The organism is Cupriavidus necator N-1 (assembly GCF_000219215.1).
In the GTDB taxonomy this organism is placed as follows: domain Bacteria; phylum Pseudomonadota; class Gammaproteobacteria; order Burkholderiales; family Burkholderiaceae; genus Cupriavidus; species Cupriavidus necator.
The window spans coordinates 216,441-243,362 of record NC_015724.1 but is presented as its reverse complement, the minus strand read 5'-3'; the positions used below and the strand labels follow the sequence as shown (position 1 = coordinate 243,362).

At 61.9% G+C, this 26,922-nt stretch carries 20 protein-coding genes and 2 pseudogenes; 8 read left to right on the top strand and 14 right to left on the bottom strand.

The features are described from left to right. Positions 1–6 precede the first annotated feature (6 nt). From CNE_RS37780 to CNE_RS38890, 3 genes are all read left to right on the top strand, one after another. Positions 7–990, top strand: coding sequence for a Bug family tripartite tricarboxylate transporter substrate binding protein (locus CNE_RS37780; protein ID WP_013954326.1), 984 nt, complete (start codon positions 7–9; stop codon positions 988–990). Between the two features lie 67 nt (positions 991–1,057). Further along, entirely contained in the window at positions 1,058–1,561 is a 504-nt protein-coding gene (rraA, locus tag CNE_RS37775) for a ribonuclease E activity regulator RraA (RefSeq protein WP_148271842.1), read from the top strand. A gap of 64 nt (positions 1,562–1,625) precedes the next feature. Beyond that, a complete protein-coding gene (locus CNE_RS38890) occupies positions 1,626–2,480 on the top strand; it encodes a helix-turn-helix domain-containing protein (RefSeq protein WP_013954324.1) in 855 nt (284 codons plus the stop codon). Positions 2,481–2,567: 87 nt separating this feature from the next. On the opposite strand, the gene CNE_RS37765 is transcribed toward CNE_RS38890, so the two are convergent. The 5 genes from CNE_RS37765 to CNE_RS41455 form a co-directional block, all read right to left on the bottom strand. After that, positions 2,568–3,188: a glutathione S-transferase family protein gene (locus CNE_RS37765; RefSeq protein ID WP_013954323.1), complete on the bottom strand. Its 621-nt coding sequence runs from the start codon at positions 3,186–3,188 to the stop codon at positions 2,568–2,570. A gap of 129 nt (positions 3,189–3,317) precedes the next feature. Next, the gene (locus tag CNE_RS37760; RefSeq protein WP_148271841.1) at positions 3,318–3,776 is read right to left on the bottom strand and encodes a GlcG/HbpS family heme-binding protein; all 459 of its coding nucleotides are present in this window, start codon (positions 3,774–3,776) and stop codon (positions 3,318–3,320) included. A gap of 38 nt (positions 3,777–3,814) precedes the next feature. Further along, positions 3,815–5,095, bottom strand: a complete 1,281-nt coding sequence (locus CNE_RS37755) for an MFS transporter (protein WP_041229398.1) — start codon at positions 5,093–5,095, stop codon at positions 3,815–3,817. Positions 5,096–5,116: 21 nt separating this feature from the next. Further along, positions 5,117–6,352 (bottom strand): acetamidase/formamidase family protein, encoded by a 1,236-nt coding sequence (locus tag CNE_RS37750; RefSeq protein WP_013954320.1) that lies wholly within the window; start codon positions 6,350–6,352, stop codon positions 5,117–5,119. Positions 6,353–6,556: 204 nt separating this feature from the next. After that, entirely contained in the window at positions 6,557–7,105 is a 549-nt protein-coding gene (locus CNE_RS41455; RefSeq protein ID WP_041229397.1) for a cupin domain-containing protein, read from the bottom strand. A 355-nt stretch (positions 7,106–7,460) separates the two neighbouring features. Here CNE_RS41455 and CNE_RS37740 point away from each other — a divergent pair, with 355 nt between their 5' ends. Continuing rightward, positions 7,461–8,399 carry a fumarylacetoacetate hydrolase family protein gene (locus tag CNE_RS37740; RefSeq protein ID WP_013954318.1) on the top strand — a complete coding sequence of 313 codons (939 nt, stop codon included), beginning with the start codon at positions 7,461–7,463 and terminating at the stop codon, positions 8,397–8,399. 172 nt (positions 8,400–8,571) lie between these two features. Beyond that, the gene (locus tag CNE_RS37735; RefSeq protein WP_013954317.1) at positions 8,572–9,612 is read left to right on the top strand and encodes a porin; all 1,041 of its coding nucleotides are present in this window, start codon (positions 8,572–8,574) and stop codon (positions 9,610–9,612) included. 1,200 nt (positions 9,613–10,812) lie between these two features. On the opposite strand, the gene CNE_RS37730 is transcribed toward CNE_RS37735, so the two are convergent. Continuing rightward, positions 10,813–11,949 carry an IS110 family RNA-guided transposase gene (locus CNE_RS37730; protein WP_013954316.1) on the bottom strand — a complete coding sequence of 379 codons (1,137 nt, stop codon included), beginning with the start codon at positions 11,947–11,949 and terminating at the stop codon, positions 10,813–10,815. A 352-nt stretch (positions 11,950–12,301) separates the two neighbouring features. Here CNE_RS37730 and ltrA point away from each other — a divergent pair, with 352 nt between their 5' ends. The 3 genes and pseudogenes from ltrA (at position 12,302) to CNE_RS37715 (ending at position 15,696) form a co-directional block, all read left to right on the top strand. Continuing rightward, positions 12,302–13,525 (top strand): group II intron reverse transcriptase/maturase, encoded by a 1,224-nt coding sequence (ltrA, locus tag CNE_RS37725; protein WP_238553240.1) that lies wholly within the window; start codon positions 12,302–12,304, stop codon positions 13,523–13,525. Positions 13,526–13,532: 7 nt separating this feature from the next. Continuing rightward, positions 13,533–14,531: pseudogene (locus tag CNE_RS37720) on the top strand (reverse transcriptase domain-containing protein). Positions 14,532–14,668: 137 nt separating this feature from the next. Further along, positions 14,669–15,696: pseudogene (locus tag CNE_RS37715) on the top strand (IS110 family RNA-guided transposase). 505 nt (positions 15,697–16,201) lie between these two features. On the opposite strand, the gene CNE_RS37710 reads toward CNE_RS37715, so the two are convergent. The 8 genes from CNE_RS37710 to CNE_RS37675 all read right to left on the bottom strand — a co-directional run bounded on the left by CNE_RS37710 (position 16,202) and on the right by CNE_RS37675 (position 26,900). After that, complete coding sequence (locus tag CNE_RS37710; RefSeq protein ID WP_013954314.1) at positions 16,202–17,062, bottom strand: fumarylacetoacetate hydrolase family protein; 861 nt, start codon at positions 17,060–17,062, stop codon at positions 16,202–16,204. 24 nt (positions 17,063–17,086) lie between these two features. Beyond that, positions 17,087–18,076, bottom strand: coding sequence for a cupin domain-containing protein (locus tag CNE_RS37705; protein WP_013954313.1), 990 nt, complete (start codon positions 18,074–18,076; stop codon positions 17,087–17,089). Between the two features lie 37 nt (positions 18,077–18,113). Continuing rightward, complete coding sequence (locus CNE_RS37700; protein ID WP_013954312.1) at positions 18,114–20,600, bottom strand: efflux RND transporter permease subunit; 2,487 nt, start codon at positions 20,598–20,600, stop codon at positions 18,114–18,116. Beyond that, entirely contained in the window at positions 20,597–21,586 is a 990-nt protein-coding gene (locus tag CNE_RS37695; RefSeq protein WP_238553269.1) for a WD40/YVTN/BNR-like repeat-containing protein, read from the bottom strand. Before CNE_RS37695 ends, CNE_RS37700 begins: the two co-directional genes overlap by 4 nt. A 209-nt stretch (positions 21,587–21,795) precedes the next feature. Continuing rightward, a complete protein-coding gene (locus CNE_RS37690) occupies positions 21,796–23,169 on the bottom strand; it encodes a DUF1329 domain-containing protein (RefSeq protein ID WP_013954310.1) in 1,374 nt (457 codons plus the stop codon). Positions 23,170–23,189: 20 nt separating this feature from the next. Next, positions 23,190–24,917, bottom strand: a complete 1,728-nt coding sequence (locus CNE_RS37685) for a DUF1302 domain-containing protein (protein ID WP_013954309.1) — start codon at positions 24,915–24,917, stop codon at positions 23,190–23,192. Between the two features lie 94 nt (positions 24,918–25,011). Next, the gene (locus CNE_RS37680) at positions 25,012–25,950 is read right to left on the bottom strand and encodes a fumarylacetoacetate hydrolase family protein (RefSeq protein WP_013954308.1); all 939 of its coding nucleotides are present in this window, start codon (positions 25,948–25,950) and stop codon (positions 25,012–25,014) included. After that, on the bottom strand, positions 25,947–26,900 hold the full coding sequence (locus tag CNE_RS37675) for a VOC family protein (RefSeq protein ID WP_013954307.1): 954 nt from the start codon (positions 26,898–26,900) through the stop codon (positions 25,947–25,949). The genes CNE_RS37680 and CNE_RS37675 overlap by 4 nt, the downstream gene beginning before the upstream one ends. Positions 26,901–26,922: the final 22 nt, after the last annotated feature.

Below are 26,922 nucleotides of genomic sequence, written 5' to 3'. Positions count from 1 at the left end.
GACTCAATGCGCTACCCGAAGATTTGCCTGGGCGTGTTAGGCATCATCACCGCCATCGGCGCCGGCGGGACCGCCCAAGCCAGCGCCGAGGCGTACCCGTCGCGCCCGATACGGCTGGTGGTGCCGTTCGTTCCCGGCGGTGTCACCGACGCCAGCGCGCGCCTGGTGGCGGACAAGCTGGGGCAAGCGCTGGGCCAGTCCGTGATCGTCGACAACCGGCCCGGCGCCTCGGGCAATATCGGCGCGGAGATGGTAGCCAAGGCAAGCGCCGACGGCTACACCTTGCTGCTCGGCTTCGACGGCGCGCTGGTGACCGGCACCCACATCACCAAGCCGCGCTTTAACGTGCTGGCTGATTTCGCTCCCATCACCAAGGTGGGCGACGCCACCCTGATCTTCGTGACCAGTCCGTCGGTACCCGCCAAGAACTTCAAGGAGCTGGTCGCCTACGCCAGCTCCAGGAAGAGCACCGGCTTGTCGTTCGGCAGTTCCGGCACCGGCACCACCTGCCATCTTGCCGGAGAGTTGCTGAAGGAACAGGCCGGCATCAATCTGCAGCACATCCCGTACAAGGGCGGCTCGCAGGCGCTGACGGACGTGCTCGGCGGCTCCCTGCCCGTGCTCTGCACCGCAGTGGCGAGCGTGTCCCAGTATGTGAAGAGCGGCCAGGTCCGTGCCATCGCCGTGACCGGCAGCCAGCGCATCGCGTCGCTGCCGGAAGTGCCGACGCTGATGGAGTCCGGGGTCAGGAACTTCAGCGTCGATTCCTGGGTAGGCATCCTCGCGCCAGCCGGCACGCCGCCCGCCGTCGTGACGCGCTTGCAGCGGGAAATCCGCAAGGTGCTGGATCAGCCCGAAACGCGGGCCAGGATGCTCGATCTAGGCATCACCCCGGTGGGCAACAGCCCGGATGAATTCGCCAAACAGATCCGCAGCGACTATGCACGGTACGGCGAGGTGGTGAAAAAGGCCGGCATCACGCTCAACTAAGCAGGCGCGGCCGTGTGGTGTCACACGGCCGCGCGCATTCCTCCCACTTCACGCCCCCATGCTTATCATGTTCTCTACCAGCGACCTTTCCGACGAGCACCCTGACACGACCTCGGTCTGCCAGCTGCAATTCCGCAGCTTCGGCTTGCGCGAGCATTTTGCCGGCCCCTGCGCGACCCTGCGCGTGCAGGAGGATCACAGGCCGGTGTTGCGCCGTCTTTCGACGCCCGGCGCCGGCCGCGTGCTGGTCGTCGATGTGGGCGGCTCGCTGCGCATCGGCGTGTTCGGCGACCGGCTTGCCGGACTGGCGGCGGCCAATGGTTGGGCGGGACTGGTCATTCATGGCGTCATTCGCGACAGCAAGACCGTCAATGGCATCGACATCGGCGTCAAGGCACTGGGTACGACGGCACTGCGCAATGCGTCCGAGCAGCCGGGCGCCGAAGATAACGTCCCGCTGACCTTCGGGGGCGTGATCTTCAGGCCGGGCGAATGGGTGTATTGCGACGCGGATGCCGTGCTCATCAGCCCGGAGGCGATCCAGGCGGCCGCGCCGCCGCAAGCGTACTGATCGGCATGCCGGCGCGCGTGCCGGCAGATCTGCGTCGGATTGACTGAACGAACAGGAGTAGGGGATGGCTGAGAGGCTCCCGGCCCAAATTCTGCAGGGCGACTTCGGGCGTGCGACGATCAACACCACTGAGCAAGCGATCGTCGAGCACGCACATCGCGAATTCAACGTGATCATCAAGCTCAGCGGCGCGGATACGGCGCTACAGCTGGAATCCGCCTCGCTGGAGGTGGACGATAGCTCTGTGGTGTTGCTCAATCCATGGGTGCTGCACGCGAAGCGTCCCAGCGATTGCGGTCCAACCACCATTCTGTCGCTCTTTCTGAACCCATCCTGGTTGGCGAACGAATTCAAGGATGCCGCGCCGCATCTGGATTATCTGTTCCCTCGTCCACGAGAACCGATTGCCGACGAGCTTCGGGAAAAAGTCAATTTGCTTGTCGCCGCTATCACAACGCGGTCCCTGGGATCGCCAGGGACCTGCGAGGAGCGCCTGAAGGCGGTGGTCGGTACTGTCGTGAGGCAGTATGGGAATCTCGATGCGGATGGCAGGGCGCTAAGGAACACGCGCCCGACCGATCACCGGATCAGAAAGGCTATCGCTTATATCCACGAACATGCGACGGAGAATCCTCAGGTTAGCGAAATTACACGCTCGGCAGGCATTTCCCGTTCACATTTCTTTGCGCAGTTCAGTCTTTGCGTCGGGGTCCCGCCTCGGCACTACATCGATAGCCTGCGTTTAGGCATCGCAACGCGCTGGCTTGCCACCACAGACAGACCGCTAGTCGATCTGGCCGACGAACTCGGATTTGGGACCCATAGCAACTTCACGCGTTTCTTCACGAAGCACATGGCATTGTCACCGAGCGAATTTCGCCGACGGACGACTGACATCGCTTTTCTTGAACCGAGGTGAGGTCAACCAAAATAGTGGAGACCGGCAGGAACAGACGACGGTGAACCCACGGAGGAAACTCACATGGGTTGCCGTCGCTTCGCGTAGTTAAACGCGTCTCTGTCCACTCATCGGTTTGAAAGCGACCCGTCTGTTGATCCGGGCGTACCATGCTTCCAAGGCAGGAAAGTCAGCGCAGGCCGGCTCCATGATCTTCCAGAGATTGTAGCTAATCGCCACGGGGATGTCGGCTATCGTGAACGTATTGCCGGCGACATAGTCGCGCTGCTCAAGCTCCCGATCCACCAGTCGCAGCAGCGGGATGATTTCCGCCCGGGCCGCTTCGATTTCTTCCGGGGTTGGCATCGTGCTCCTGGGCTTGACGACAAGCACGACAAGGGAGCGAATGGCAGGCGACAGATGTGCGCAGTGCCAATCCATCCATTGGTCAATTTTCGCGCGAGCTTGCCAATCGTCGGAGGTCAGACGCTTTGCGGGGTCCCTGGCGGCCAGATATCGAAGGATCGCGTGGGATTCCCACAAGGCGAAGCCGTCGTCCTCTATTGTTGGCACCCGTCCGTTCGGATTCTTGGCCAGATAGCTGGGTGTATCGGTTCCTCCGAACGCCCCCCCGATATCCTTCCGGACATAGCGGGCACCGAGCTCCTCACAGGCCCAGATAACCTTCTGCACGTTGGGTGAGCCCTGGTGTCCCCAAATTGTGAGCATGCATATCTCCTTATTGGAAAACTCTTCTCCACACTGACCCTCGCCAGCATCAGGAGCGCCTTTCCCGGACAGCACTGGCTCCTGTCTTGCCGTGTCAGGAGGATTCTCGACTTTTTATCGCCGCCGCTGCTACGGCGTCACTGATCCCCCGATCGATTCGATGGCATTTTTCAGCGTCTCTTCTTCGATTTCCGCTGCGCCACCGCTTACGCCCATCGCCCCGATCAGTTCCCCCTTCACCCAAATTGGCTGTGAACCGATTGCAGGCAGCAACGGTGCGCCATATCCCAACGATGAGATGTTGCCCCACACCATAGGATGGTCGACATAACGCTGGCGCAGCGCCCTGCCAGACTGCCCGCCGGTGGCCACGCATGCAAATGCCTTTCCGCGCGCGACTTCAATGGTGACAAAGGGGGTGCCATCCATCCGCGCGGCGGCAACAAGATGCCCAGCGCTGTCAACCACCACAAAGCTGAGTGCGGTGTTATGTCCTTGCGCTAGCCGTACAGCCGCTTCAAGCGCCTGGCTGGCTTGTTTGTAGCTGATTAGGGTGAGGCTATTGACGTTCGATTCTTCCGTAGACATTGGCATTTCCCATGTTTCGAGGTGACAAATTCTTCTGACTACTCTATTGCGGCGCGGAAGGTTGAGGTTCTGCTCAGGAGGACGACCAAAACGGCTGCCACCAGACCAGGCAGGGCGATCGCTGAATAAATGCTGGCCGCAGACCACTGAAATCCAACCAGTAGTCCGACACAAACCGGACCAAGCACCGCCCCCGTACGCGCGAACCCCAGGGACCAGCCCACCCCAGTGGCGCGGACATGTTCCGGGTAGAGGCTCGCCGATAGTGCCAGCAAGGAACCGCCCGCTGCGGAGGAGAAGAAACCCGCAAGGCCGGCCGCGACTGCAACCACAGCAAAACTGTGCGTGAAAGCACCCAACATCACTATCGATGCCGTCGCGGCGATCAGCGCCAGCATCAACGCCCGTTGGGGAGAAACGAACTTGAGCGCGGCGCCAATCAGGAATGTTCCCGCGACGCCGCCTGCGTTCAGCAATCCAAGCATCGATGCGGCCATGGCTATCGTCCAGCCGGCCCGTTGCAGCAATGACGGGGTCCAGACACCGATGACGACGAGCAACGCCCAGGTCATCCAGGACGCGAGCCACAACCACAGCGTGGCCAGGCCGCGCCCTTCACCGAACAGCGTCCTGATAGGCGAAACACGCAACTGAGCCGCGCCATTGTCGTTGGCACCGCGCTGAACCTCCCGAGACTCCGGCAGCAGGAAAACAAGGGCCGGCACCAGCAACAGCGGCGCCCCGCATCCGAGAAGGAAGATCGCCTGCCACCCAAACCGAGAAAGCGTGACGGAACTCACGAACGACCCCACCATTCCGCCGAGCGGGACAGCTGCCCACAGCATCGTTACAACGCGAGCGCGGAGCACAAGCGGAGAGAATTCCGATGCCAGGCTGATAAAGTTCGGAGTAACCCCGCCAAGGCCGAGCCCGGCTACGATGCGAATCACGATCAGCTCGTTGTATGAACTCGCGAATGCCGTGCCCAACGAACTGATGGCAATAATCAACGTTCCCGCAACCAGCATCCGCTTGCGACCGAAGCGGTCTCCCAGGGCGCTAAAAATCATGGCGCCGATCAGGAACCCAATCTGCGACGCGCTGAAAACCGGACCAAAGTCCTTGATATCGATGCCGATCGAAGCTGCGATTGCATCGGCGGCGGGCCCGATTGACTGCGTGTCGAAACCATCCAGAAAGGCCACGAGCCCGCAGAGAATGTAGATACGCCATTGCAAGTGCTGCGTGCCGTCTGACGCCAAAGGCGCGACCCCGGCTTTCGCGGCCTCCATATCCTGTCGAAGAGAGATCATGATCATGAACCCCACTAGTGCCTTGATTTAAGAATTCTGAGGTCGAAGGGAGCGCGAAATCTTCGTCTGTCGCTCAGCGCTGAAGATGCGCTTGGGCAACGTGGCATGAATGACTTTAGGTGACGGGAAGCTGTAGTTGCTGTTCGTCTGATTTGCGTATTGAGTCACCCGAAAACTACCTTCGATACTGCAAAGCGCATAGACATCGTGCCAGGAAAGGGCAGTTGCCGCGCTGATCCACCCGATCATCTGTCGCAGAGCTGCTGTCAGCGCTTCCTCAAGGGTGGGGCCTGCTCCGAGTACGATCCAATGCGTCGGCGTTTCGGCCAGCGGCGCGTTCAGCGCGACCCGCTTGTGCAGCACGTATTGAATCCGCAGGTCTTCCATCGCGGACTCAATGCCAGTCTGGTTAACGACACCATCTCCTTGCGCGGCATTCGAGTCCCCGGTCCACATCTTGGCGCCGGGCACCTCCACCGAGACGAACAGTGACGTACCCTCGACCAGACTCGCAAGCGAAAGATTGCCCCCATATGCACCGAGCAACAACGCACTCGTCGGCTTGTCGCCTGCCGGCTGAGCGGCGATGGCGCCTTGCGTTGGCGCCAGCGGAATGAGTACGCCGGGAGCGAATTCAGCAAATCGCCGCTCGGCGTCGAACCGGAAATAGTGCAGATACGGCTCCTGGAAATCCCCGGGTAACGCGCCCATGCCCCTGACGGTCGAGTTCCAACCCCAGTCGATCGGACGCAACCGGATCATCCTGCACTCGATCACATCGCCCGGCACCGCACCTTTGATACTCACTGGACCAACCAGCGATTGGGGACCCTGAGGATACCGCTTGCGAATCACGTTGCGCTCAGCGAAGGACATTCCGAACTTGGCTTCGTTGCCCCAATGCACCCAGGTGTTCTGGTAATGAACCACGTCGCCCGATTCAATCTCGAGCACCGACTGCACCGCAGGGTCCATCTCGCCAACGCGCACCGTCTCCGGCGTCGAGGGCAGCGTGTGAACCTTGCCATGCCGGTTCGGGTCAAAAACGCGCGCCCCGTCCCGCTCACCTTCGATTCCAGATGCCGCATGGGCTCTGCCGCCCAGAATCATTGAGGCCCCACCGATACCAGCCAGCTTCAGCAAGCCACGCCGGCTGCGATCGGTGCCGCCATCGCCTGCGAACCGGCGAATTTCATCGCGCGCCGAGCCATCGGCAGCATCAAAATCATTCGCTTGGTCGATGATGATTTTCCCTGCAGTCATTTGCCTACCTACCCCCAGTTCTGTTTGCCCGAATCCTGCCGATGTCGGCGTGCCGGCGTCGTACCACACTCACTCGCATCGCCCACGGAAGACTGGACGATGTCGCGAGTTGCGTTCGATGAGTACAGTACTCGTGGAGGCGCGCCAGCCACTAATCGGCGCGTCGGTTCGCTGTTCAGATCGTCTGAATTTGACGCCTGCCGATCAGGTTTTCCGCGTCGAGAGTTCTGTACCGAGCACCACAGCAGCGATCCAGGCCCGCTCGGTCCCGTGGTTCATCCAGCGGTGGCGTACCCCGTTCTGGACCAGCGTATCTCCAGCGTGCAATACCGTCGCGACACCACTGTCGAGCTCAAGCGTGATCGCTCCACTGAGAACGACGACAAAATCGATCGACGTGGTCGCATGCATTCCCGGCACGTCCGGATCCATCAGTTCCAACAGGCCTGGAATCTCCCGCTCCCACTCCTCCCTGGCATTCTCGATGTCGGCCGCAGGCTCAGCAGCCACGACTTCGCTCATCGGGGGCACGCTGAAGATCGAGAAGTGATATCCGCCCGGCGGGGGAGAAAACTTCGGCGCTTGGGTCAACTCCCCCGAGTTGGGGACTGCAGGTGGTGTCGCCGCCCCGCACAGGCGCACCGTGGTAACGCCGCCCGCAAGGGCCAACGCAAGCTCGGGCACTTCTACGTCGGAGGCGATAACCGCCTTTCCATTCAGCGAACCTGTCACCACGCGCCGAATCCTCTTCATCGGACCATCTCCCGGATGTCTTGTTTCTGTCAGTGAATAAATTGCATAGCGTGTCTGTCCCCTGGGAAGGGACTCGTGTCTGGTCGGCGCAGGGGCACGCCCGACATCACGCAGCGCAAGCTCCCTTCGTCAAGCCACGAGAGGCCATGGAAGTCTAGGGCGTGCCTGGCCGCGTTTAACACCCGTTCAGGAAATTTTCGGACTGGAGGTTAAACCTGCGGGCTATCCGTTCACGTCGATCGGCCGATGCCCGCTTAGGCTTGAACCTCACACGAGGCGTGCAAGAAGAGCGAGGAGACAAGAGTGCATCCGCCTGTCTCACTTCGACTGCAACGCCAATGAACTGGATCTGATCATGAAAATCATTGCTTATGCGGAAGGCGGTGCAACCGCGCTTGGCGTCATCACCAGCCCGACTCATTATGTTGCCGTTTCCGATATCGCACCGGAACTGCCCACAGGTCTTATCGCGATCCTGGAACTGGAGCACGGACTTGCGCGCCTGCGCGACGCGGCGCAAGGCGTGCAGGGTGATCGCGCACTGGCTGCGGTCACGCTCAAACCGTTCCTCGACCGCCCGAATGCCATGTGGGCGCTTGCTCTGAACTTCAAGAGCCACGTTGCAGAGACAGGGCTTCAGACCAACGCCGACTATCCCCACCTCTTCATGCGGATGCCGGCATCCTACGTCGGCGCGGACGAACCGATCGTCGCCCCGCCAGAATCCATTGCGCGTGCGTTCGACTACGAGGGTGAGCTGGCCGTCATCATCGGCAAGCCCGGACGCTACATCCCCGCGCAACGGGCGATGGAACACGTGGCGGGATACACCTGCCTCAACGAAGGCTCTGTGCGCGAGTATCAAGTGCACAACCGGCAATTCGGCCTCGGGAAGAACTTCGAAGCATCGGGATCGTACGGGCCGTGGCTGATGACCAGCGACGAGTTCGGCGATCCGGCAAAGCACGCGGTGCTGACCCGGATCAATGGGGTTGTGCGCCAGCGCGCGCCGCTTGACGACATGCTGTTTGACGTCGCCAGGGTGATCAGTTACCTGAGCCAAGGCTACAAGCTGCGGCCCGGCGACCTGATTGCGATGGGTACGCCCGGTGCGCTCAAACCGCAGCCGGACGACGTGGAAGGCCGGGATATGTCCCGTCAATACGGCCTGTTCAAGGTGCCCGGGCTTGTACACATGCGGCCGGGTGACCAAGTGGAGGTGGAGATCGACGGACTGGGGATTCTGCGCAACCCGGTAGTTCGTGACGAGGCTTATCGGGGCAGTACGCAGTAGAAGCGTATCTCGCCTGCGCTGCCATGCCAGCAGGCCCTGACGTGCAAACGAAGCAATACCAGGGTCCGTAAATGGACGCTTGATTCCCCACGATGCATAGAACCAGTGGTCCGAAGCGGACGCGGCGCTCCAGGCCTGTGTGCCCTTCGCAGTCATAACAAGAGAGGAGAGGATGTTGAAAGCAAGTCATTGCCTTAAGAGCCAGCTGACCATTGCATTGCTGACCTGCCTGGGTGCATCGGCCACGGCACATGCTGCCAATGGCGGCGTTCGACTCTACGGGCTGATCGATACCTATATCGGCAGCATCAAGCCAAGCGGCACGGCATACAGCTCATGGCAGCTCGATAACGGTGGCGAGACCACCCCCTTCTGGGGGATGTCCGGAGAGGAGGACCTTGGCGGCGGCCTGAGCACCGTGTTTGCCCTTGAGAGCTTTTTCCGCTCCGACACGGGCGAGGCTGGCCGCAGCGCGACCGACTCCTTTTTTGCACGCAGTGCCTATGTAGGCCTGTCTTCAGACAAGTTCGGCGAACTCAGGCTCGGGAGAAATTCCACTCCCCTGCTCTATCTGACGACGCTATTCAATCCGTTCGCCGGTTCAACGCGCTTCTCACCGCTGAACGTCCAGAACTGGACTCCGAATTTCGGGCGGCTGATTCATGGCGATACCGGCTGGAGCAACGCGGCGCGCTACATCTCGCCAACCATGGCCGGCTTCAGCGTCCAGTTAATCTACGGACTCGGCGAGGCGGCCAATAACAATGGCACCAACAATGTTGGCGGATTCATCCGATACCAGGGCGGCCCGCTCGATGTGGCCGTCGGCGGCAATCACACGAAAACAGGAACGGCCATCACGGCATTCGAACCCAGCCAGAAGGTCATGTTCGCCGGAGCCTCCTACGATTTCAAGGTGCTGAAACTGTTCGGCACCTTCAACATGACAAAGAACGGGCAATCCGAATTACGCACATATACTTATCAAGCCGGGGTCTCGGCCCCGCTCGGACCCGGCCAGCTCAACGCCAGCTACGTGTGGACGAAGAACGATCGTAAAACCCTGGCTGACTTCAACCGTACCACTGCAGGGATTGGCTATAGCTACAATTTCTCCAAGCGCACCGACGTATATGCCAACTATCTCTACGACAAACTGACGACCGCCGCCACCGGGAACACTTTTGGCGTTGGACTGCGCCACAAGTTCTGAGTGCGCCGGGAGACCGGCAAGGAGTAGGTGGTGCAAGTCCACTACGATGAAGGAATAGCGAACCACATCGGCCCCGAGCCGTGCGCAGGGCGCCGCGAGGTGGTCGGCGAAGCGTCGGTAGGGGAACGTGCGGGCCAGCCATTGAGCCGCGATAGTTGTGAAATTCCGGATGCCGACGCGGTTCAGAACGCGGAAGGCAACACGGAGGGGCGCGCGAGCGCGAGCGCCCCTCCGATCCGGCGTGGTCGAAGACCCTGGCACGCACGGACGCTCTTTGCGCGGGAACCGGGAGATCTCTCGTCTGGCCAGTCGCAGCATGGGCTGGTCCGCGTCGGGAAGGCGAGGAGCCGAAGCCGATGATGAACGGACGGGAGAAGTCAGACTCCGCCGTAGTGTGCGCTGAGCAGCGCGTTGTTCAGGAGGGTTGAAGTCCCTCTGGCGCTCGGATGAGGGGCGCTATATCCGAAAGCGGGGGTAATGCCTCGCTGGCCGGGGAGAGGTGGAAAGGTATGGAGAAGCCTAAACGGGCACGCAGGCGAGAGCCGGACACTGCCAAGGCTGACCTGGAGCCACCAGCTCGCAGTACTCCGGAGGGCAGGGTGTCCATCGCGAGGTGGAATCCGAAGGGCATGAGGAGAAGTACCAGGCCGTAGTCGAGGGGGCTGCCCCAATGACGAACCGGTCGGCCAAAGGTGGGGCAAGGTCGAGCCTGCACTATGGAGGCGAAGGCGTTCTCATCCACCCACTGCACCAAGGTGTTTGCGGGCGGCACGGTACGGAAGAACAGCGTGTGACCTCAGGAGAACTGGCACAGTCCGCGGGTGGCACCGCGGGAAGTGAGCCTTCTATGAGGGCGAGGGTGTCAACCCCCGATCCAGTATTGGATTTCAGTATAGGGATGTCTGGCGCGATACTCTCTCCTTGCAAGCCCAATACTTTTCGTTTGCGGGGACTGAAGCGGCGCGAAATCGAGGTCGGGGTCTTTCAGTGTCGGGCTTGCTGCCCGGACAACCTTCTATCCGTGCCGGCGCAAAGGCCGGGCACCACATACCACGTGCGCAAAGCGCTGGAACTACCCCTGTTACCTTGGCGCGCCCCATCTATAAGGACGGCTACCCGCAGGGGGTAGCCCGGCTCACTTACGGGCGCGCTGACCTGCTATCGTACCGCTTCGCTCTCCATGCTTAGATCGGAATTACCTCAGTGTACTGATTTGAGGCTTGCCCCGTGGGGAATCTCGCCGTACTCGAGATAGCGCCATAGGGCAATTGCCAATCGTCGGGCAACTGCGACAATACCGACGCGACGCATGCGCTTGCTGCCTCGCGCGAAGCGCTCATTGAACCATTGCGTGAGCTGACTCGTTGGCTGGTAGCGTAACCAGGCCCATGCCAGTTCGATCATGAGCCAGCGCGATCGTTTGTTGCCCGCTTTGCTGATGCCTTGCTCGACCTGGCTTTCGCCACTGCTGTAAGGCGTCGGTGCAAGTCCGAGGCAGCCTGCGACTTCGCGGCGGTTGTGAAAGCGCCGCCAGCCAAACAGTTCGTTGATCAGGAGCCAGGAGCTGCCCAGGCCGATCCCCCTGAGCCGCGCGAGCAGCGCGATGGCTGGCTGCGTGCCAGCCTTCACGGCGTCGCGCTGCTGGGTTTCGATCGTTTTGATCTGCGTTTCGACCAGCGCCAGTCTTGCGACTTCACGCTCGATCTCGGCACTCAAGCCAGCGGGCAGTTGCGAGCCATGGGCGTTCCACCAGTGCTTCCAGGATCGGTCCCCGATGTGGGCGACCCGCAGGTTGTGCAGTACGAGCAGCGAACGAATCCGGTTGCTGTGGGCCGCACGTTCGAGCCTGAGTCGCCCGAGCTCGCGGTGCAAACGCCGCTCATCTTCCTGCTGTGGTGTCGGGACTCGCGCGACTGCCCACAGGCGCCGCTCGCCGGCGTAGTAACGCATCAACATCGAGAGCAGCTTGTCGCCGTCGACCCGGTCGGTCTTGGCGCGTCGGGCGCGGCGGTTGACTTCAATGCTGGCCGAATCCACGACCAGGTTAGCGATGCCTTGTTCGATCAACCAGCGGTGCAGCCAGAAGCCATCGCGGCCGGCCTCGTAGCAACTGCGCACCGGGGCTTGCGGCGCCAGGCCGCAGCGAGCCTTGGCCTTGGCGATCACTTGCAGGACTGCATTCAGGTCACCAGCGCCCAAGGTATGCCGGCTCGGTCCAAGCACGCCGTCGCCTAGCGACAGCTTCCAGCTCTTGTCGCCCAGTTCGAAAGCCATGTACAGCCAGCCGGTGATCGTCGTATTCTGCCCGTGAAGGGCTGTGTTAGGCGTCGTGTTCATTTGCGTGCTCCTTCGGAGAAACGAGACTGCGAATCTTCGTTTTACTCCAGGGGCTTAACCTCCCGCGGCCCTTCATAGTATCTATAAGCGAGGAGCGAAGTGGCGAGCGGTGCTGTGTCAGTAGTCGGACGGCTGAGTAGTACCTGAAGCGTGGCCAAAACCACGTGACCGAGAGATCGGCGACGGAACTGGGTCGGGGAAGGCAGCCGGCGAAGATGATTGGGAAGAGCCGGGAAGGCAGTGAGTAAGGGCGCAGAGGAGGATCAGTTCCATGAGTGAAATACCCGTACATCCGCGTCCGAGGAGACTGTCCGATTGGATCAACCCGATGGAGGCAAGGAAAGTCCACTCATTGATTGACAAGGTCTATCAACGGAAGAATCTGGAGGTTGCCTGGGAGCGAGTAAGGGCCAACCGGGGTAGTGGCGGTATCGATGGGATTAGCGTAGCGGCCTTCGCAGAACAGGCGGACCAGCAACTGGGTCGCCTGCAGGCGGAATTGCGCGCGCAAACCTATCAGCCGCAACCGGTCCGGCAGGTCTCGATCCCGAAGGTGGGCAAGCCGGGAGAGTTCCGCAAGCTTGGCATTCCGTCGATTTACGACCGTGTATGTCAGCAGGCACTGCTCAACCGGCTGGAGCCTGTCTTTGAACCGATATTCGACGATGCCAACTTCGGGTATCGGCGAGGGCGATCGACACACGACGCTCTGCGCAAGATCTGGAAGGAAATCGAAGCTGGTGGGGAATGGATTGTAGACGCTGATCTCAAGGACTTCTTTGGGTCGGTGGACCATGACAAACTACTGGCGCTCATTGCCCGGCGCGTTGCAGATGGCCGGGTGCTGGGGCTGATCAAGGCGATGCTTAAAGCCGGAAGCTTCGGCCAAGGCCGCCTCTTTCCGAGCGAGCGCGGAACCCCGCAGGGTGGGGTCGCATCCCCGTTGCTGAGTAATATTCTCCTGACGCCGTTTGATCGGGAGATGCGGCGCAGGGGCTATCAGCTTACGCGGTACGCGGATGACTGGGTGATTACCTGTTCCTCCCGAGCCGAAGCGCACGCCGCGATCGCGGCGGCGACGAAAATCCTGACAGCACTGGGCGTACAACTGCATCCAGAGAAGACTCGAATCGTACAGGTTCAATTTGGATTCGAGTTCCTCGGGTACAAGATCAAGCGCGGGCGGCGACTCTCGCTACCTGCGGCGAAGATTCGCAGCGGTGCGCGATCCGGGGCGCTGTATGCATATCCCCGGGAGAAATCGATCCAGCGGCTGATGGATCAGGTTCGTCGCCTCACTAAGCGGTGCATCCCGCTTCGGACGCGCGATCTGATCGCGCGACTTAACCCTATCTTGCGGGGCTGGGGGCACTATTACAAACGCTCCCACGTACGAAGAATCTTCAACCGGCTCGACCGCTGGATCGTGCGGCGAATATGGTCACATCGATTCAAACGCTGGCGCAACCGAGGCTGGAAGCTCATGACGGAGGCGCGGCTATATGGCGATCTCGGGTTGGTGAATCTTGTCGGATTGATACCTTCTATTGCCTCTCAGCATGCTGCATCTTCGTGAAAGCTGCATGCGGGAAAACCGCACGTGCAGTTTGGGCGGCGGACGGAGGCCAGCGCGCAAGCGCGCCTCCTCCGACCCAACAGCGTCGAGGCCTGCGAACAACGTCGGGAAACCGGCTGCGGAGTGGGTGGAGCGAAGGGCGGGGACCAAGGGGAACACGGATCAACCACGCACGCGCCGGGCGCAGAACCGGGCAAGCGTGTCACAGGGGTTGGAACGGGTACGGCAAGCTGCAAGGCAGCGGAAGAAGGAGCGGTTCACTGCGCTGCTGCACCACGTCACGATCGATCGCCTTAGGGAGTCGTTCTTTGCGCTCAAGCGCAATGCGGCCCCTGGGGTGGACGGCGTGACGTGGCGGTACTACGAAGCAGGACTGGAAGAACATCTCGAGCGACTGCATGCGCAAGTACAGAGCGGAGCGTATCGGGCACTACCCGTCCGGCGGCGGTACATACCGAAGCCGGACGGTAAGCAGCGGCCGTTGGGGATTGCCGCGTTGGAGGACAAGATTGTTCAACGCGCGGTGGTTGATGTGCTGAACGCGATCTACGAGGAGGATTTCCTCGGGTTCTCGTATGGGTTCCGGCCCGCGCGCAGCTAGCACGATGCGCTGGACGCGCTGGCGACGGCCATCACCAGCACCCCGGTGAACTGGATTCTGGATGCGGATATTCGGAGCTTTTTCGACTCGGTTAGCCAGGAATGGCTAGTCCGGTTCATTGAGCACCGGATCGGCGACCAACGCATCATTCGTCTTGTGCGCAAGTGGCTCAAGGCGGGCGTGCTGGAAGAGGGGGAGCTGAGCGTTAGTGAGACAGACTCGCGGGCACTCGGCGCGTTCCGTTACCACGTCGTTGATCTCTGGCGGCGTGCGCTCCGGCGCCGCAGCCAAAAGGATCACATGACGTGGACGCGGGTCGAGCGGATCGCGGATGCCTGGCTCCCACCACCTCGAATCCTTCACCCGTGGCCCGACCGGCGTTTTGCCGTCAAACACCCAAGGTAGGAGCCCGGTGCCCGAATTGGACACGCCGGGATCTATTGGTATGGACGCCCCCCAACCTCAAACCAGCCGCGTCAAAGATGCCATAGTGGATACGTGGCTGCTGAGCACACCCACCCGGAACAACGAGGAGCTTAGACATGATGATCACGACAATTGGGATCGACTTGGCAAAAACGGTCTTTCAGTTGCACGGCGTGAATGTGCATGGCAAGACCGTGTTGAGAAAGCAACTCAAACGTGACCAGGTCGCAGCATTCTTTGCCAACGTGCCACCATGTCTGGTCGGTATGGAAGCATGCTCAAGCTCACACTTTTGGGCTCGCAAGCTGCGGAGCTTAGGGCATGATGTGAGGCTGATGGCACCGCAGTTTGTCAAACCGTATGTGAAAACGAACAAGAACGATACGGCTGACGCTGAGGCCATCTGCGAAGCGGTTGGGCGGCCAAACATGCGTTTCGTGCCGATCAAGAGCATCGAGCAACAAGCTGTGCTTTCGCTCCACCGCGTCCGGCAAGGTTTTGTGAAAGCACGGACAGCCCAAGCTAATCAAATCCGTGGGATATTGGGCGAATTCGGACTTATAGTCCCGCAGGGCATTGCTCATATAGCAAACCGAGTCCCAGAGCTTATCGAGGATGCTACCAACGAATTGCCGGGATCAGTCCGCCAGCTTGTGGAACGGCTACTGGAACACTTGAAGGCCAGGTCCATGATCTCGAGAATCAAATTGTAGTCTGGCATCGCATGTGTGATGACAGCCGCAAGCTGGCCCGTATGCCGGGCATAGGTCCGATCACGGCCAGTGCGATGGTGGCTTCAATGGGTGACGCGAAAAGCTTCAAAAACGGTCGACAGGTAAGTGCGTGGCTCGGACTTGTACCCAAGCAAAACTCTAGTGGCGGCAAGACGGTGCTGTTGGGGATGAGCAAGCGAGGAGATTCATATCTTCGGACGCTACTGATCCAGGGAGCATGCTCGGTAATCTATGCGACCGAGCGAAAGAAGCAGGCTGTTGACAACTGGTTGACCCGACTACTAAAGCGGCGTAACGCTAATGTGGCAGCCGTTGCACTGGCCAACAAGAATGCCAGAATCATCTGGGCCTTGCTGTCCGGTGATCGCGAGTTCCGCTCCGACTACGCGACAGCAATAGCCGTCGCGTAGTCGGAGCGGCCTAGCATAGGCAATGTAACCCCCGTAGTGCATTCCTCCTATCGATTGCTCAGGTGATCATGAATTGATGGCGAAACTGGTAAGACCGTGGCCTAGAGAATCTGACCCGCACAGCGTGCCGCGAGCACACGGATCTACTGAGAGCTAGGCCAGCGGATTCCATCAGGGACAGCGGCAGCGCCGCACCGAAAGGCCGGATGTATGAGTGCAATCTCTACCTTCGAGCCATCACGGATTGAAAACTTGGCAAACCGGGGGGCGTCCATGTATGTGCGGGGGTGCTCAGTAATGGGCATTCCTACCGCGATCAGCACGCCAGCGCAGCTAGCCGGCCAGGAATCCCGCCGATTGTCGGCGCCGGGCTTCCTGGCCGGCCGGAACAGTACCCGGAGCATTGGCGACATGTCGACCCCACTGCACAAGCCGTCGGGGTTTTGCTTCCTCCCTTCCCTCTATGTGGCAAAGCCGCCGGTGTGCCGGCGGCTCTGCCCATCTACTACCGCGCCAGGCCTACCTTGACCTCCATGCGGCCCACGCCTTCGACGCTCGCGGTCAACCGGTCGCCGGACTTCACCGGTCCGACGCCCGCAGGCGTTCCCGTGAACAGGATGTCGCCGGGATACAAGGTGTAGAAGGACGACGCGAACGCAATCAGTTGCGCAATGCCCATGATCAGGTTGCTGGTGTTTTCGCGCTGCCGGTGCTCGCCATTGACCGTGACCGACAGGGTCAGGTTCGAAGGGTCGGCGACGGCATCCGCCGTGGCAAGCCATGGCCCCACCACCGAGTAGCTGTCGATCGACTTGCGCATGCTTCTTTCTTCCGGCCCCCGCACCGTCATGTCGAGGCCGACGCAATAGCCTGCAACATACGAGAGCGCATCGGCCTGCGGGATATTCCGCCCGCTCTTGCCGATCACTGCAACCAGTTCGATTTCATGGTCATTCCGTCGTTCGGGGTGCTGGATGAAGACGCCGTGCGAAGGCCCCACCAGCGAACTGGTTGCCTTGAGGAACAGCCCCGCCTGGCTGATCTCGTTAATCTTGTTGCCATGATGGATTTCAGGCTGGCTCAGGCCTTCATGCAGATGATCGACATAGTTCACCGGCGCGGCGATGATCTTGCCCGGGTTGGCGACAGGACAAAGCAGTTCGACATCGGCGAGCCGCAAGCGCGGTGCGCCGTCCCGCAAGCCGGCGATGCGCTCGCGGACAGCCGCCAGATTGGCGATCAGCGGATCCACGCGGGGTAGCGGATAGCGATGCGTCGGCAGCACTTCCAGTGCAGGCGTCACGTCGAAGACGGTGTCTGCTTCCACCACGCCAAGGCGGTCATCGTCAAAGCGGCAAAGATACATGGTACTTATCTCCTTGAAATTGGTTTAGGGATTGGCTTGAAGCGGCAACGGCATCTCGCCGCGGCCCAGGTCCTCGACGCGGTAGTACCTGGCCCAGTGCATCAGCTGCTCGTCGCTGATCGTGCAGATCACGCTGTCATCGGTCGCATGATGCGAAACCCGGCTCCACGCGGGCGCGACGAAGGTATCACCAAAACTCCAGTCGACCTCCAGTTCGCCCACCTCGGAACGTCCGCTGCCGCGCATCACCACGTAGACGGTATTCGCGGTATGGCGGTATGGCCGGTTCGCCCAGTTCGCCGGCCACCGGCATACCTTGAGCGTGACCGTCGGCATCATCGGTGTGGGCAACGTGATCGTGGTACCGAAATGGCCGGTGGGATCGGGCTCTGCCCGATCCAGCGCGGCCATGGTGTCGGTCCACGCGAACCGCATCGGCGAATGCGTGGTTTCCTGCGCGACCCGCTCCCATTGATCGGGATGGGGCTCATAGAACATCGGCTCCAGCAGATGGGTAAGCGGCACGTCCAGGCCGTCCAGCCAGAACGCCTGCTCGCTGCCCTCATGGCCATGGCCATGCCAGCTACCGCCCGGCGTCAGCACGATATCGCCGCTCTCCATGGGGTGCTTGTGCCCGTCGACGATCGAATAGGCGCCCCGCGACTCCAGGATGACCCGCATGGCATGCGGAGAATGCCGGTGCGACTTCGCCCTTTCACCGGGCAACATGGTCTGGTAGGCGCAGATCAGCGTGCGCAAGGTGGAGTGATCGTTGTCCGGAATCGGATTGCGCAGGATTAGGTTGCGCCGCTCCGCTTCCTCCGTGGACACTTCGTGCGCCGCCTGGCGCAGGCATTCGCGGACTTCCTGGTACCGCCAATGAGCCGGCACGCAGTGCGACCGCATTTCCCGCCACAGCAGCGGCGTTGGCCGCCGGAACCACCCCGGCAACAAGTGCAGCGCTTCGGTCCGCTGCGCCAGCGCCTCGGGTTCCCCCGCTTGACCCGGCTTCATCCAATCCTGATCCATATCCAGTTTCTCTCGTATTGTGTCAATTCATGTCCATAGGGCCGCCCCTCCCCATCCGGAATCGGCCGGATGAGCTGGAAGCCGTTGCGCCAGCCGGCACGCGGGCCTCGGACGAGGCATGAGGAAAGAGGAAGCACGCCAGCGCCGGCAGCAGGATGAGCGCCCCGAGCATGTTCCAGATGAACATGAACGCAAGCAGGATTCCCATGTCCGCCTGGAACTTGATGGGCGAGAGCATCCAGGTGGCAACCGCGATGGCAAGCGTGACGCCGGTCAGCACGACAACCTTCCCGGTAAAGAGAAGCGCGCGGTAGTAGGACGCTGACAGGCTGTTGCCCTGGCGCAGTTCCGCCAGCGTCACGGCGAGCACGTACAGCGCATAGTCGACGCCGATGCCCACCCCCAGCGCGATCACGGGCAGCGTGGCCACCTTGACGCCGATGCCCAGCTTGACCATCAGCGCCTCAGTCAGGATGGTCGTCAGCATCAGCGGAATCACGGCGCACAGCACCGCCCGCCAGGAGCGGAAGGTCACGAAGGCGAGCAGGATCACGGCCGCGTAAACCAGCAGGAGCATCTGGCCATTGGCCTGCCTGACCACGATATTGGTAGCGGCCTCGATGCCTGCGTTGCCGGCGGCGGAAAGGAACTTCAGGTCCGCCGTATTGTTGGTCTGGCCAAACTGGTCCACCACCTTCACCACGGCATCCAGCGTGTCCGACTTGTGGTCCCTGAGGTAGACGTAGATCGTCAGCAGGTCGCAGTTCTGGTTGAACATTTCGCGCGGCGCGCGTGTGGTGATGGCGTTCAGCATGTCCTGCGTGCGCGGTACGTCGTGCCACTTGAAGCTGCCTTCGTTCATGCCCACGGCTGCGGTCTTGGCCAGGCTGGCGAAGGAGCTCGTGCCATCAACTCCGGGCAGTTGCCGCAGCTTCCATTCCAGGTCGTCGACCAGTGAAAGGGTGCTGAAGCGGGAACACTGGAATTGCGGCGTTCTTACCATCACCACATAGGTGTCGCTGCTCGCGGCGTAGTTTGCGACCATGAACGCGGTGTCCCGGTTGTAGCGGGCGTCCCGGCGCAGTTCTGGCGCACCCGGTTCCAGGTCGCCAACCTTCAGGTCAAGCCGCACGATGAAGCTGGCGGCGCCCAGTGCCATGGCAATTCCCAGTGCCAGTGCAGCCCACTTGCGCTGCGTGAAGCGGTCGAGGAATGCCCAGAACGCATGCTTGCGCGGTGCCACCACTGCGCCGGCGTCCGCACTCCCGGCGCTTGCGCTGTCTCCCCGCAGGCTGCGCAGCGCCGCCTCCGGGTTGACGCCCACATAAGACAGCAGGATGGGCAGCAAGACCAGGTTGGTAAAGATCAGCACGGCCACACCCAGGCTGGCCGCGACCGCAAGGTCATGAATGACCTGGATCCGGATCACCATCAGCACCGCGAAGCCGACCGCATCCGCGAGCAGTGCCGTCAGTCCCGCGACAAACAGCCGGCGATACGTCAGCCGCGCAGCGGTAAGGCGGTGCAGGCCCCGCCCGATGTCTTGCATGATCCCGTTCATCTTCTGCGCGCCATGGCTCATGCCGATCGCAAAGACGAGGAATGGCGCGAGGATCGAATAGGGATCGAGCTCGTAGCCAAGCAGGGACAGCAACCCGAGCAGCCATACCACCGACAGCAGCGAGCAGAACACCACCAGCACCGTGCTGCGCATGCAGCGCGTATGCCAGTACAGAACGCCGGCACAGACGGCGATAGCCAAACCGAAGAACAGCACGACATGCTTCAGTCCTTCAATCAGGTCGCCCACGACCTTCGCGAATCCCGTAATATGCAGGCGGATCGACCCGTTCTCATATTTGTGCCGCAGCCGTTCCAGCTTGCCGGAGAACTCGTGATAGTCGAGCCGCTGCCCGTGCGCGTCGACATCCAGCAGCGGCACCACGATGACACTGGAACGCAGATTCGCTGCCACAAGCTGGCCGACCTGCCCTGACCGCTCGATGTTGGCGCGCAGTTCCGTCAGGCTCGCCGCCGAGCCATCGTATGTATTCGGGATGACCGGGCCACCCTCCAGGCCCTCTTCCGTGACGCCGAGCCATCGGGTCGATGGCGTCCACAGGGATTTGACATAGGAGCGGTCGACGCCCGGCAACAGGAACACCTCATCGTTGATCCGGCGCAGGGTCTCGAGATAGGACGCATCGAAAATGTCCCCCTTGGTGTTTTCGACGGCAATCCGCAGCGTATTCCCAAGCCCCGACAGCTCCTGCCTGTTCTCGAGATAGGCGGCAATGAACGGGTGGCTGGTCGGAATCATCTTCTCGAACGCTGCGTTCAGCTGGAGCCCGGTCGCACGATAGCCCAGGAGCAGCGTGGCCAGCACGCACAGCGCGACCACTACCCGGCGATGATTGAAGAGTAGCCGCTCGAGCAGCGAACCCGAACTGGCGTCCAGACCGGAAACATCCGGCCTCCCTTGCCCGGACGATGTGTCCACGCGCTTCATGGTTCGACTCCTGTGCGGATCTTGTCCAGCGGCAGCCGCGCGACGCCGCGCAGGCCTGCCAGGATCAGGCTGCCATCGGCTGCCTGGGCAATGCTGTTGATGGGCCCGGCAATCCCTGTGGGGATGTTCCGGAAGGTTTTGCCATCGTCGATGCTGCGCATCAGCCCGCCGTCGCCATCGACGATCAGGATGGCGCCGTCGCTGGCCCGGATGCCGTCCGTCAGGGCCGCGGTGCGGCCACTGTCAATCTGTCGCCAGTTCAGTCCGGCGTCTTGGGTACGGTAGAGGTTGCCGCGCATGCCGAAGATCAGGAGATCGTCCCGCGGCCCGGTCACCATGCCGAAGTAGCTTCCCGGATAGTTCGTCTTGATTCCGGTGAAGTGCCTGCCACCGTCGCGGGAGCGATATAGCGCGCCCTGCTCCCCGGCGAGATAGAGGTCACTGCCGACTGCGCGAATCCGATAGAGATGTCGGCCCTCCGGATTTACCAGTCTGTCGTCCGCGGGCTGCCAATGCTTTCCGGCGTCCTCGGTCGAAAACGCCAGGCCGTAGGCGCCAACTACCAGGCCTTCGCGCTCATTGGCGAAATAGACGTCGAGCAGCGGCTTGTCCGGGCCGTCGGCAACCAGGCGCTCGGCGTCGCGCAGGCGACGGGTGGAGCGATCGCCAGTGGTCGCGCCGGTATCGGCCACGGCGGCCTGCGCTGCCGCCAGAACCAGCTGCGCGGCGCGCACGCCGTCCAGTTGCTTGCTCCAGGTCTCGCCGCCATCGTCGGAATGCAGGATCACGCCGCCGTGCCCCACCGCCCAGCCTTGCGTGCGCGAGGCAAAGAAGACACTCGTCAGCGTGACACTGACCGGCACGCCGGCTTGGCGCCAGGACCGGCCATTGTCGTCCGACAGCAGCACAATGCCGCGCTCGCCCGCGGCGACGAGCCGTTCCCCTGCCCGCGTCACCGCCAGCATCAGGCTGGCAGGCGCCAGCACGCTGCGCAACGCCTGGCGCTCCAGCACATCCGCTGGTCCACCCGCGCGCGCCGGGGCGGTCGCGCCGGACAGCCCCATGCCAACCGTGCATGCCACGGCGGCAATGCACAGGGCCAAACTTCTTGTTCGCATACTCGCTCATCTCTCCCGGGCATTGCGCCCCGATCGCGCCGGCGGTTGTGCCGGCGCATTGTCGTCAGGCTGCAGGCTCAGCGCACCCCTTCGCCGGCCACGGCCTCCGGCGTGAAGTAGGTCGCGGGCAGCCGGTCGAGCAGCTTGAGATAGGACGAGGTCGAGGCATTCTCCCAGTCCGTGTCGCCCATGCTCACCCAGCTTCCGGCCAGCAGATTGAAAACCGAGATCTGGCCGCCGGTGTAGATGAATGGCCCTTCGGGGACGATCAGCGGCAACTGGATCTGGACGCGCCACAACTGGCCCTCCGCATCCCAGCCTTCACCCATGAGCGCGGCCCACGTGTCCTCGTCCAGATAGAAGCGGCGCTTGTGGACCACATGCCGCTGTCCTTGCGCCAGGCTGGCTTCGACCACCCAGACCCGATGCAGCTCCCACCGCACCAGGTCCGGATTGACGTGATGCGCCATCAGGCGCTGGCCAATCGGCGTCTTCTGGTAGTACTTGTTGTTGTTATAGGGAACGTAGATTTCCCGCTTGCCGACCAGCTTCCAGTCATAGCGGTCAAGATCGCCATAGAAGACAAAGGCCTCGTCGTAATAGCTCTGCCCCGAATTGACGTCATCCGGCGTGTCATAGCCAATGGTTGGCGCCTTGCGCACCCGCCGTTGGCCGGTCAGGTACTGCCACGCCTGGCGCGGCTTGTTGATGGAATCGACGATCAGGTACTGCTCGCCGGACTTGAACGGCGGGTCCGTCATGAAGATGCGCAGCAGCTGGTTGGCGCCCTTGAAGCCTTCAAGCGAACCGCTTTTGTCGTAATACGGGTTCTGCGTTTTGTTGACGACCCTGGCCGCGAGAACGCTCTTGCCGTCCGCCGTGCCAAGATAGTTGGCGCCGGTGAACGCAGTGGTTTCCCCCATCCAGCGTAGCTTGTGGTTCCACATGGCCTCGAAGCCGTCTTTGGGAATGGGAAACGGAATGCCGCCGAAGGCGCCCTCCAGGCCGATGCCACGGCCGGTGGTGGTAGCACGCGTCGCATTCCTGTACGTGTTGTCGTAGACCCATTGCGGTGCCGCCGCGGTGCGGTGCGTGGGATAGACATCAAGCCGGTAGCTGTCCGGGTACTTCTTCAGCAGCGCCTTCACGCCGTCCGACAGTTTGTCGGCGTACTTGTCGAGGTTCTTCGCGGAGATCGAGAACAAGGCCTTCTCGGCGCTGAACGGGTCCGGTCGTGGCGCGCCGCTCTTGTAGCCCGGTGGCACCTCGGCATAGCCGCCAGTCCAGGCCGGGATGGTGCCGTCCTTGTTGCCGGCCCGTTCGGCCCCGAACGGCGTCAGGGTGGTCTTGAGCTTCGCGGCTTCTTCCGGCGGCACCGCCGCGCCAGCCAGCTGCGAGACGGCAAGCATGCCGCACAGCGCCGCACGCAAATACATGTTTGAACTCTTCATGCCATGGCTCCAACAAGCGTTTAGAAAGTCCGCGAAATCGACAGCGAGACGAAATCCCGGTCTCGCAATGACTGCGCATAGGAGTAGTTCTGCACAGCGGCATTTGCCGGCGTCAGCACGCCGTCCGCGGAACCGAAGTAATGCGTGTAGTTCAGCGAGAACTTCCACACCTTGAGATAGTCTCCGAGCACGCCGATGCTCAGGTCCCCGGCATGGCGCGCGCCAAAACCCGGATGGATGACCGAGGACTTCCCGCTCAGGCCGTAGCCGATGCCGATCGGCACGGACAGGTCGACACCGTCGAAGACCTGGAAATAGGAGGGCTGGAATACCATGCGGATCGCCGTGGCATCGCGCGATGCATTGGGGTCTAGCGTGGCTGCGTTCCCGTCCACGCTGAGCCGCCGGTTCCACGCAATCTCGCCCAGAAAGCTGCCGCCTTGCCAGAGCGCCGATGGTGCCAGCAGGGCAACCCACGAGAGCTGGGCATGGGCCGTGCCGCCTACCGGATACAGCGGGTTGCCGGCGTTGTCCGCGCTGACACCAACCGGCACCGCGACCGAGCCCCCGTGCGGCACCAGCGGCATATTCCGACGAATCGACGCCTCCGCCGACACGTTGACATCGGCGAGCGTCGTCGTGACGCTCGCGCCATAGACCTTGATGTCTTGCGGGAACACCAGCTGATAAGCCCCGACCTGGCCACTGACCGGATTGAAGCCGGCGCCGGGGAAGGCGTAGACGACGGGAGACTTGGCATGGAAGCGGGCTGCATAGAAGCCGAACTCCATGTCGCCACCTTCGGGCCGTAAGCGCAACTGCACGCCGCCCTGCCCCGAGTTCTTGGCCTTCAGGTCGCCGACGCGCGCCAGGTAGAAAGGCGATCCGCCGGGGATGATCGCATTCGGCCCAGCCAGGATGCGCTCGCCGCCGGCGTCGAGAATGTCGACCTGCGAGAAATAGCTGCCCACGCCCGGCAGGCGATCTCGTTCCCAGCTGGCCTGGTAGTAACCGCCCACCGCCACGTTCGGCGACAGCTGGAGCTGGCCCGATATCTGCGGCACTGGCCGGATCACCTCCTTGAACGGCGTGTTCGGGACCGACAACAGCTTGATCAGGTCGACGGGCGATTGCGCGGCGGCAATGCCATTGTTGCCAAAGAAAAGACTCTCCCCGTACAGCAGCGTATGCTTCCCCAGGCGCCCGGTGGCCGACATGTCGCCAATCTCGGCTTTGCCAAAGGCGAACAGATCGAGCAGGTCCGCCTTGCGCCCATGCAACCGTTCCGTGGCATCGGGGAAGTGGTTGCTGCTGACCGAAGCGGCGTTTGCGGTGCCCGGCGAGTTGTTATCGTTCGGGCGGTTGTAAACCTGGTCATACCAGGCTGCGCCGCTGACGCGCATCCCCACGTCCCGGTAACGCAGGTCGAACTCGGAGTACAGGTCGACGCGGTTCGAAATCAGGCCGTACTGCCTGAAGTTCCGGTCGCCATCATCCAGATTCGCGTCCGCCGTGAGGGCACCGGACGGTCGCCCCAGACGCTGCGCGACGCTGTACTTCAGGGTATTGTCCCAGCGCGCCTTGAGATCCTCATTGCCGGTATCGAATTCAAAGGCATTGGCTACCGATGCGACCGTCATGGCAACGGCCGCGAACACTGGTGTGACAATAGCGGTCGGTCTCGCTCGCAGTATCCGCCTGCGCGGTGAAGCCCTGCGCCAGATGGCACGGGCAGCGTTTCTTTTCATGCCTCCTCCATTTCTTATTGTTGATTCTCGCCGCTCCCAAAAATGGCGATACACCCGCCATTTCCCACTGCCGGCTTGCGCCGGGAGATAGCCGCTAGCGCCTGCGGACTAGGGTGTCGAGCTCGCCAAGACACTCAATCGACAGCGAAATCCTGTCGCCATCCTTGAGATACTCGCCGCGGCCATGTCCGACACCAGCGGGGGTGCCGGTCGCGATGATGTCTCCGGGCATCAGCGTCATGACCGAGGAGAAGTACTCGATGACTGACGCAATATCGAAGACCATGTTTGCTGTGGATGAGTCTTGCCTGACTTCACCGTTGACGGACAGTCGGATCGCAAGATCCTGCGGATCCCGCACGAACTCGGCCGGCGTGATGAGCGGTCCGAGCGGACCGAAACCGTCGAACGATTTGTGCAGGATCCAGTCCTGGCCCAGACCGGGCACCAGGTCGGAGATCCAGTCTCGCGCGGAGATGTCATTGAACGGGCAATATCCGGCCACCACATTCCATGCATCCTGCGCCGCAACCTGAAAGGCCTTGCGGCCTATGATGATGGCGAGCTCGGCCTCCCAGTCGACTTTGCGGGTGACGGGTGGCAGCCACAGCGTCTGCCGATGCCCAAGCAGCGTGTTCCGGGGCTTGATAAAGGCGAATGGCCGCTCCGGGCGGACGGCGCCACTGCCCATCTCAGCGAGATGGTCGCGATAGTTCACCCCCACGCACACGATCTTTCCAGGGTTGGGTATGGCGGGCAGCCAATCCAGGCGGTCACGCTCGAGTGGGCGCGCGGCGGCTGAACTGCCTGCCAGCTTCGTCAGGATCGGCCGCCACGTGTCCCACTGCTCGATCACATCCCGAACGGCTGTCTGCGCGGGCGCAGGGGTTCCCGTCCTCGCAATCAGCTCCTCCAGCAAGTAAAGCGTGCCCGCTGTTTCGACGACCGTGACCGGACGCCCGTCAGAGGCAACCGTCCCGAGCCTCCATGGCAGGCGCCCGCCGGTTCCTTCCTGAAAATGCTCCTGCGTCATAGCATGGACTCCGGCGGCCGCGTGCCCCACTCGTCCAACGATCGGGGATCTTCGACAGACCAGCGCATCGGGGAATAGGCCTCGTCATCGAAGATCACCTCTTCTTCGGCGGAGTATTCAATGACGTGTCCGACGTGGTCGCGGAAGTAGCAGGCAATGTTGTGTCCAGGTCCGTGGCGGACCGGCCCCCACAACAACTCCACCCTGGATTCGCTGCGCATCTTCTCCCAGGCCTCAAAGACGGCTGCGCCGTCCTTGAGCGTGAACTGCACGTGATGAAGACCGTTCGAGGGTGACTGCGCCACGGCAAGGCAGTGGTAAAGCCTGCTTGCCCGAAAGAAGGTCATCACCGGGGTGGCGTCCGGGGTCTCAATGCGGGCTGATTCCATCAGCCCGAGGGTTCGGGATGCGAAAGCCATCTCGGCTTGAAGATCGCTGCATCGCACTACTACGTGGTCGCAGACGATCGGGCCGCTGGCGCTTGCCGGACGCAGCGTGGTGGCAGCGATCGGCACGTCGGTGATAAGCCCGGTAGTCAGCTCCAGCGTGTGACCGGCCGGCGTACTGAACCTCAGCGATGCGCCCGGGCTCCACAGCGACGGCTCGTGTCGGGTCACCGGAATGTTGGCATCGGCCAGCCGGGCAGCCGCTTCGTCGAGAGCGGCGTGATCGGCCACGATATACGAGATATGGTCGAGTCCGCCTTGCCCGGGCGTGTAGACGAGAGAGTACGGGTCAGGACCGGCCGCCGACAGATAGTAGCGACCTTCGTCATCATGGCCGGCCAGCGTGAATCCCAGCTGGCTGACCGCGAATTCAGCCGCTGCACTGGGGTCAGGAGCGCGCAATGCCACGTGGCCAGTGCGGTGGATGCCCAACCCGAGCGCTCTCGTCGACGGTTGCCGGGCCTTCGGAAAGATGTTTGGGGAAAAGTCAGTTTCGAGAGACATCGCTGCTCCGCTTTATGTAGTT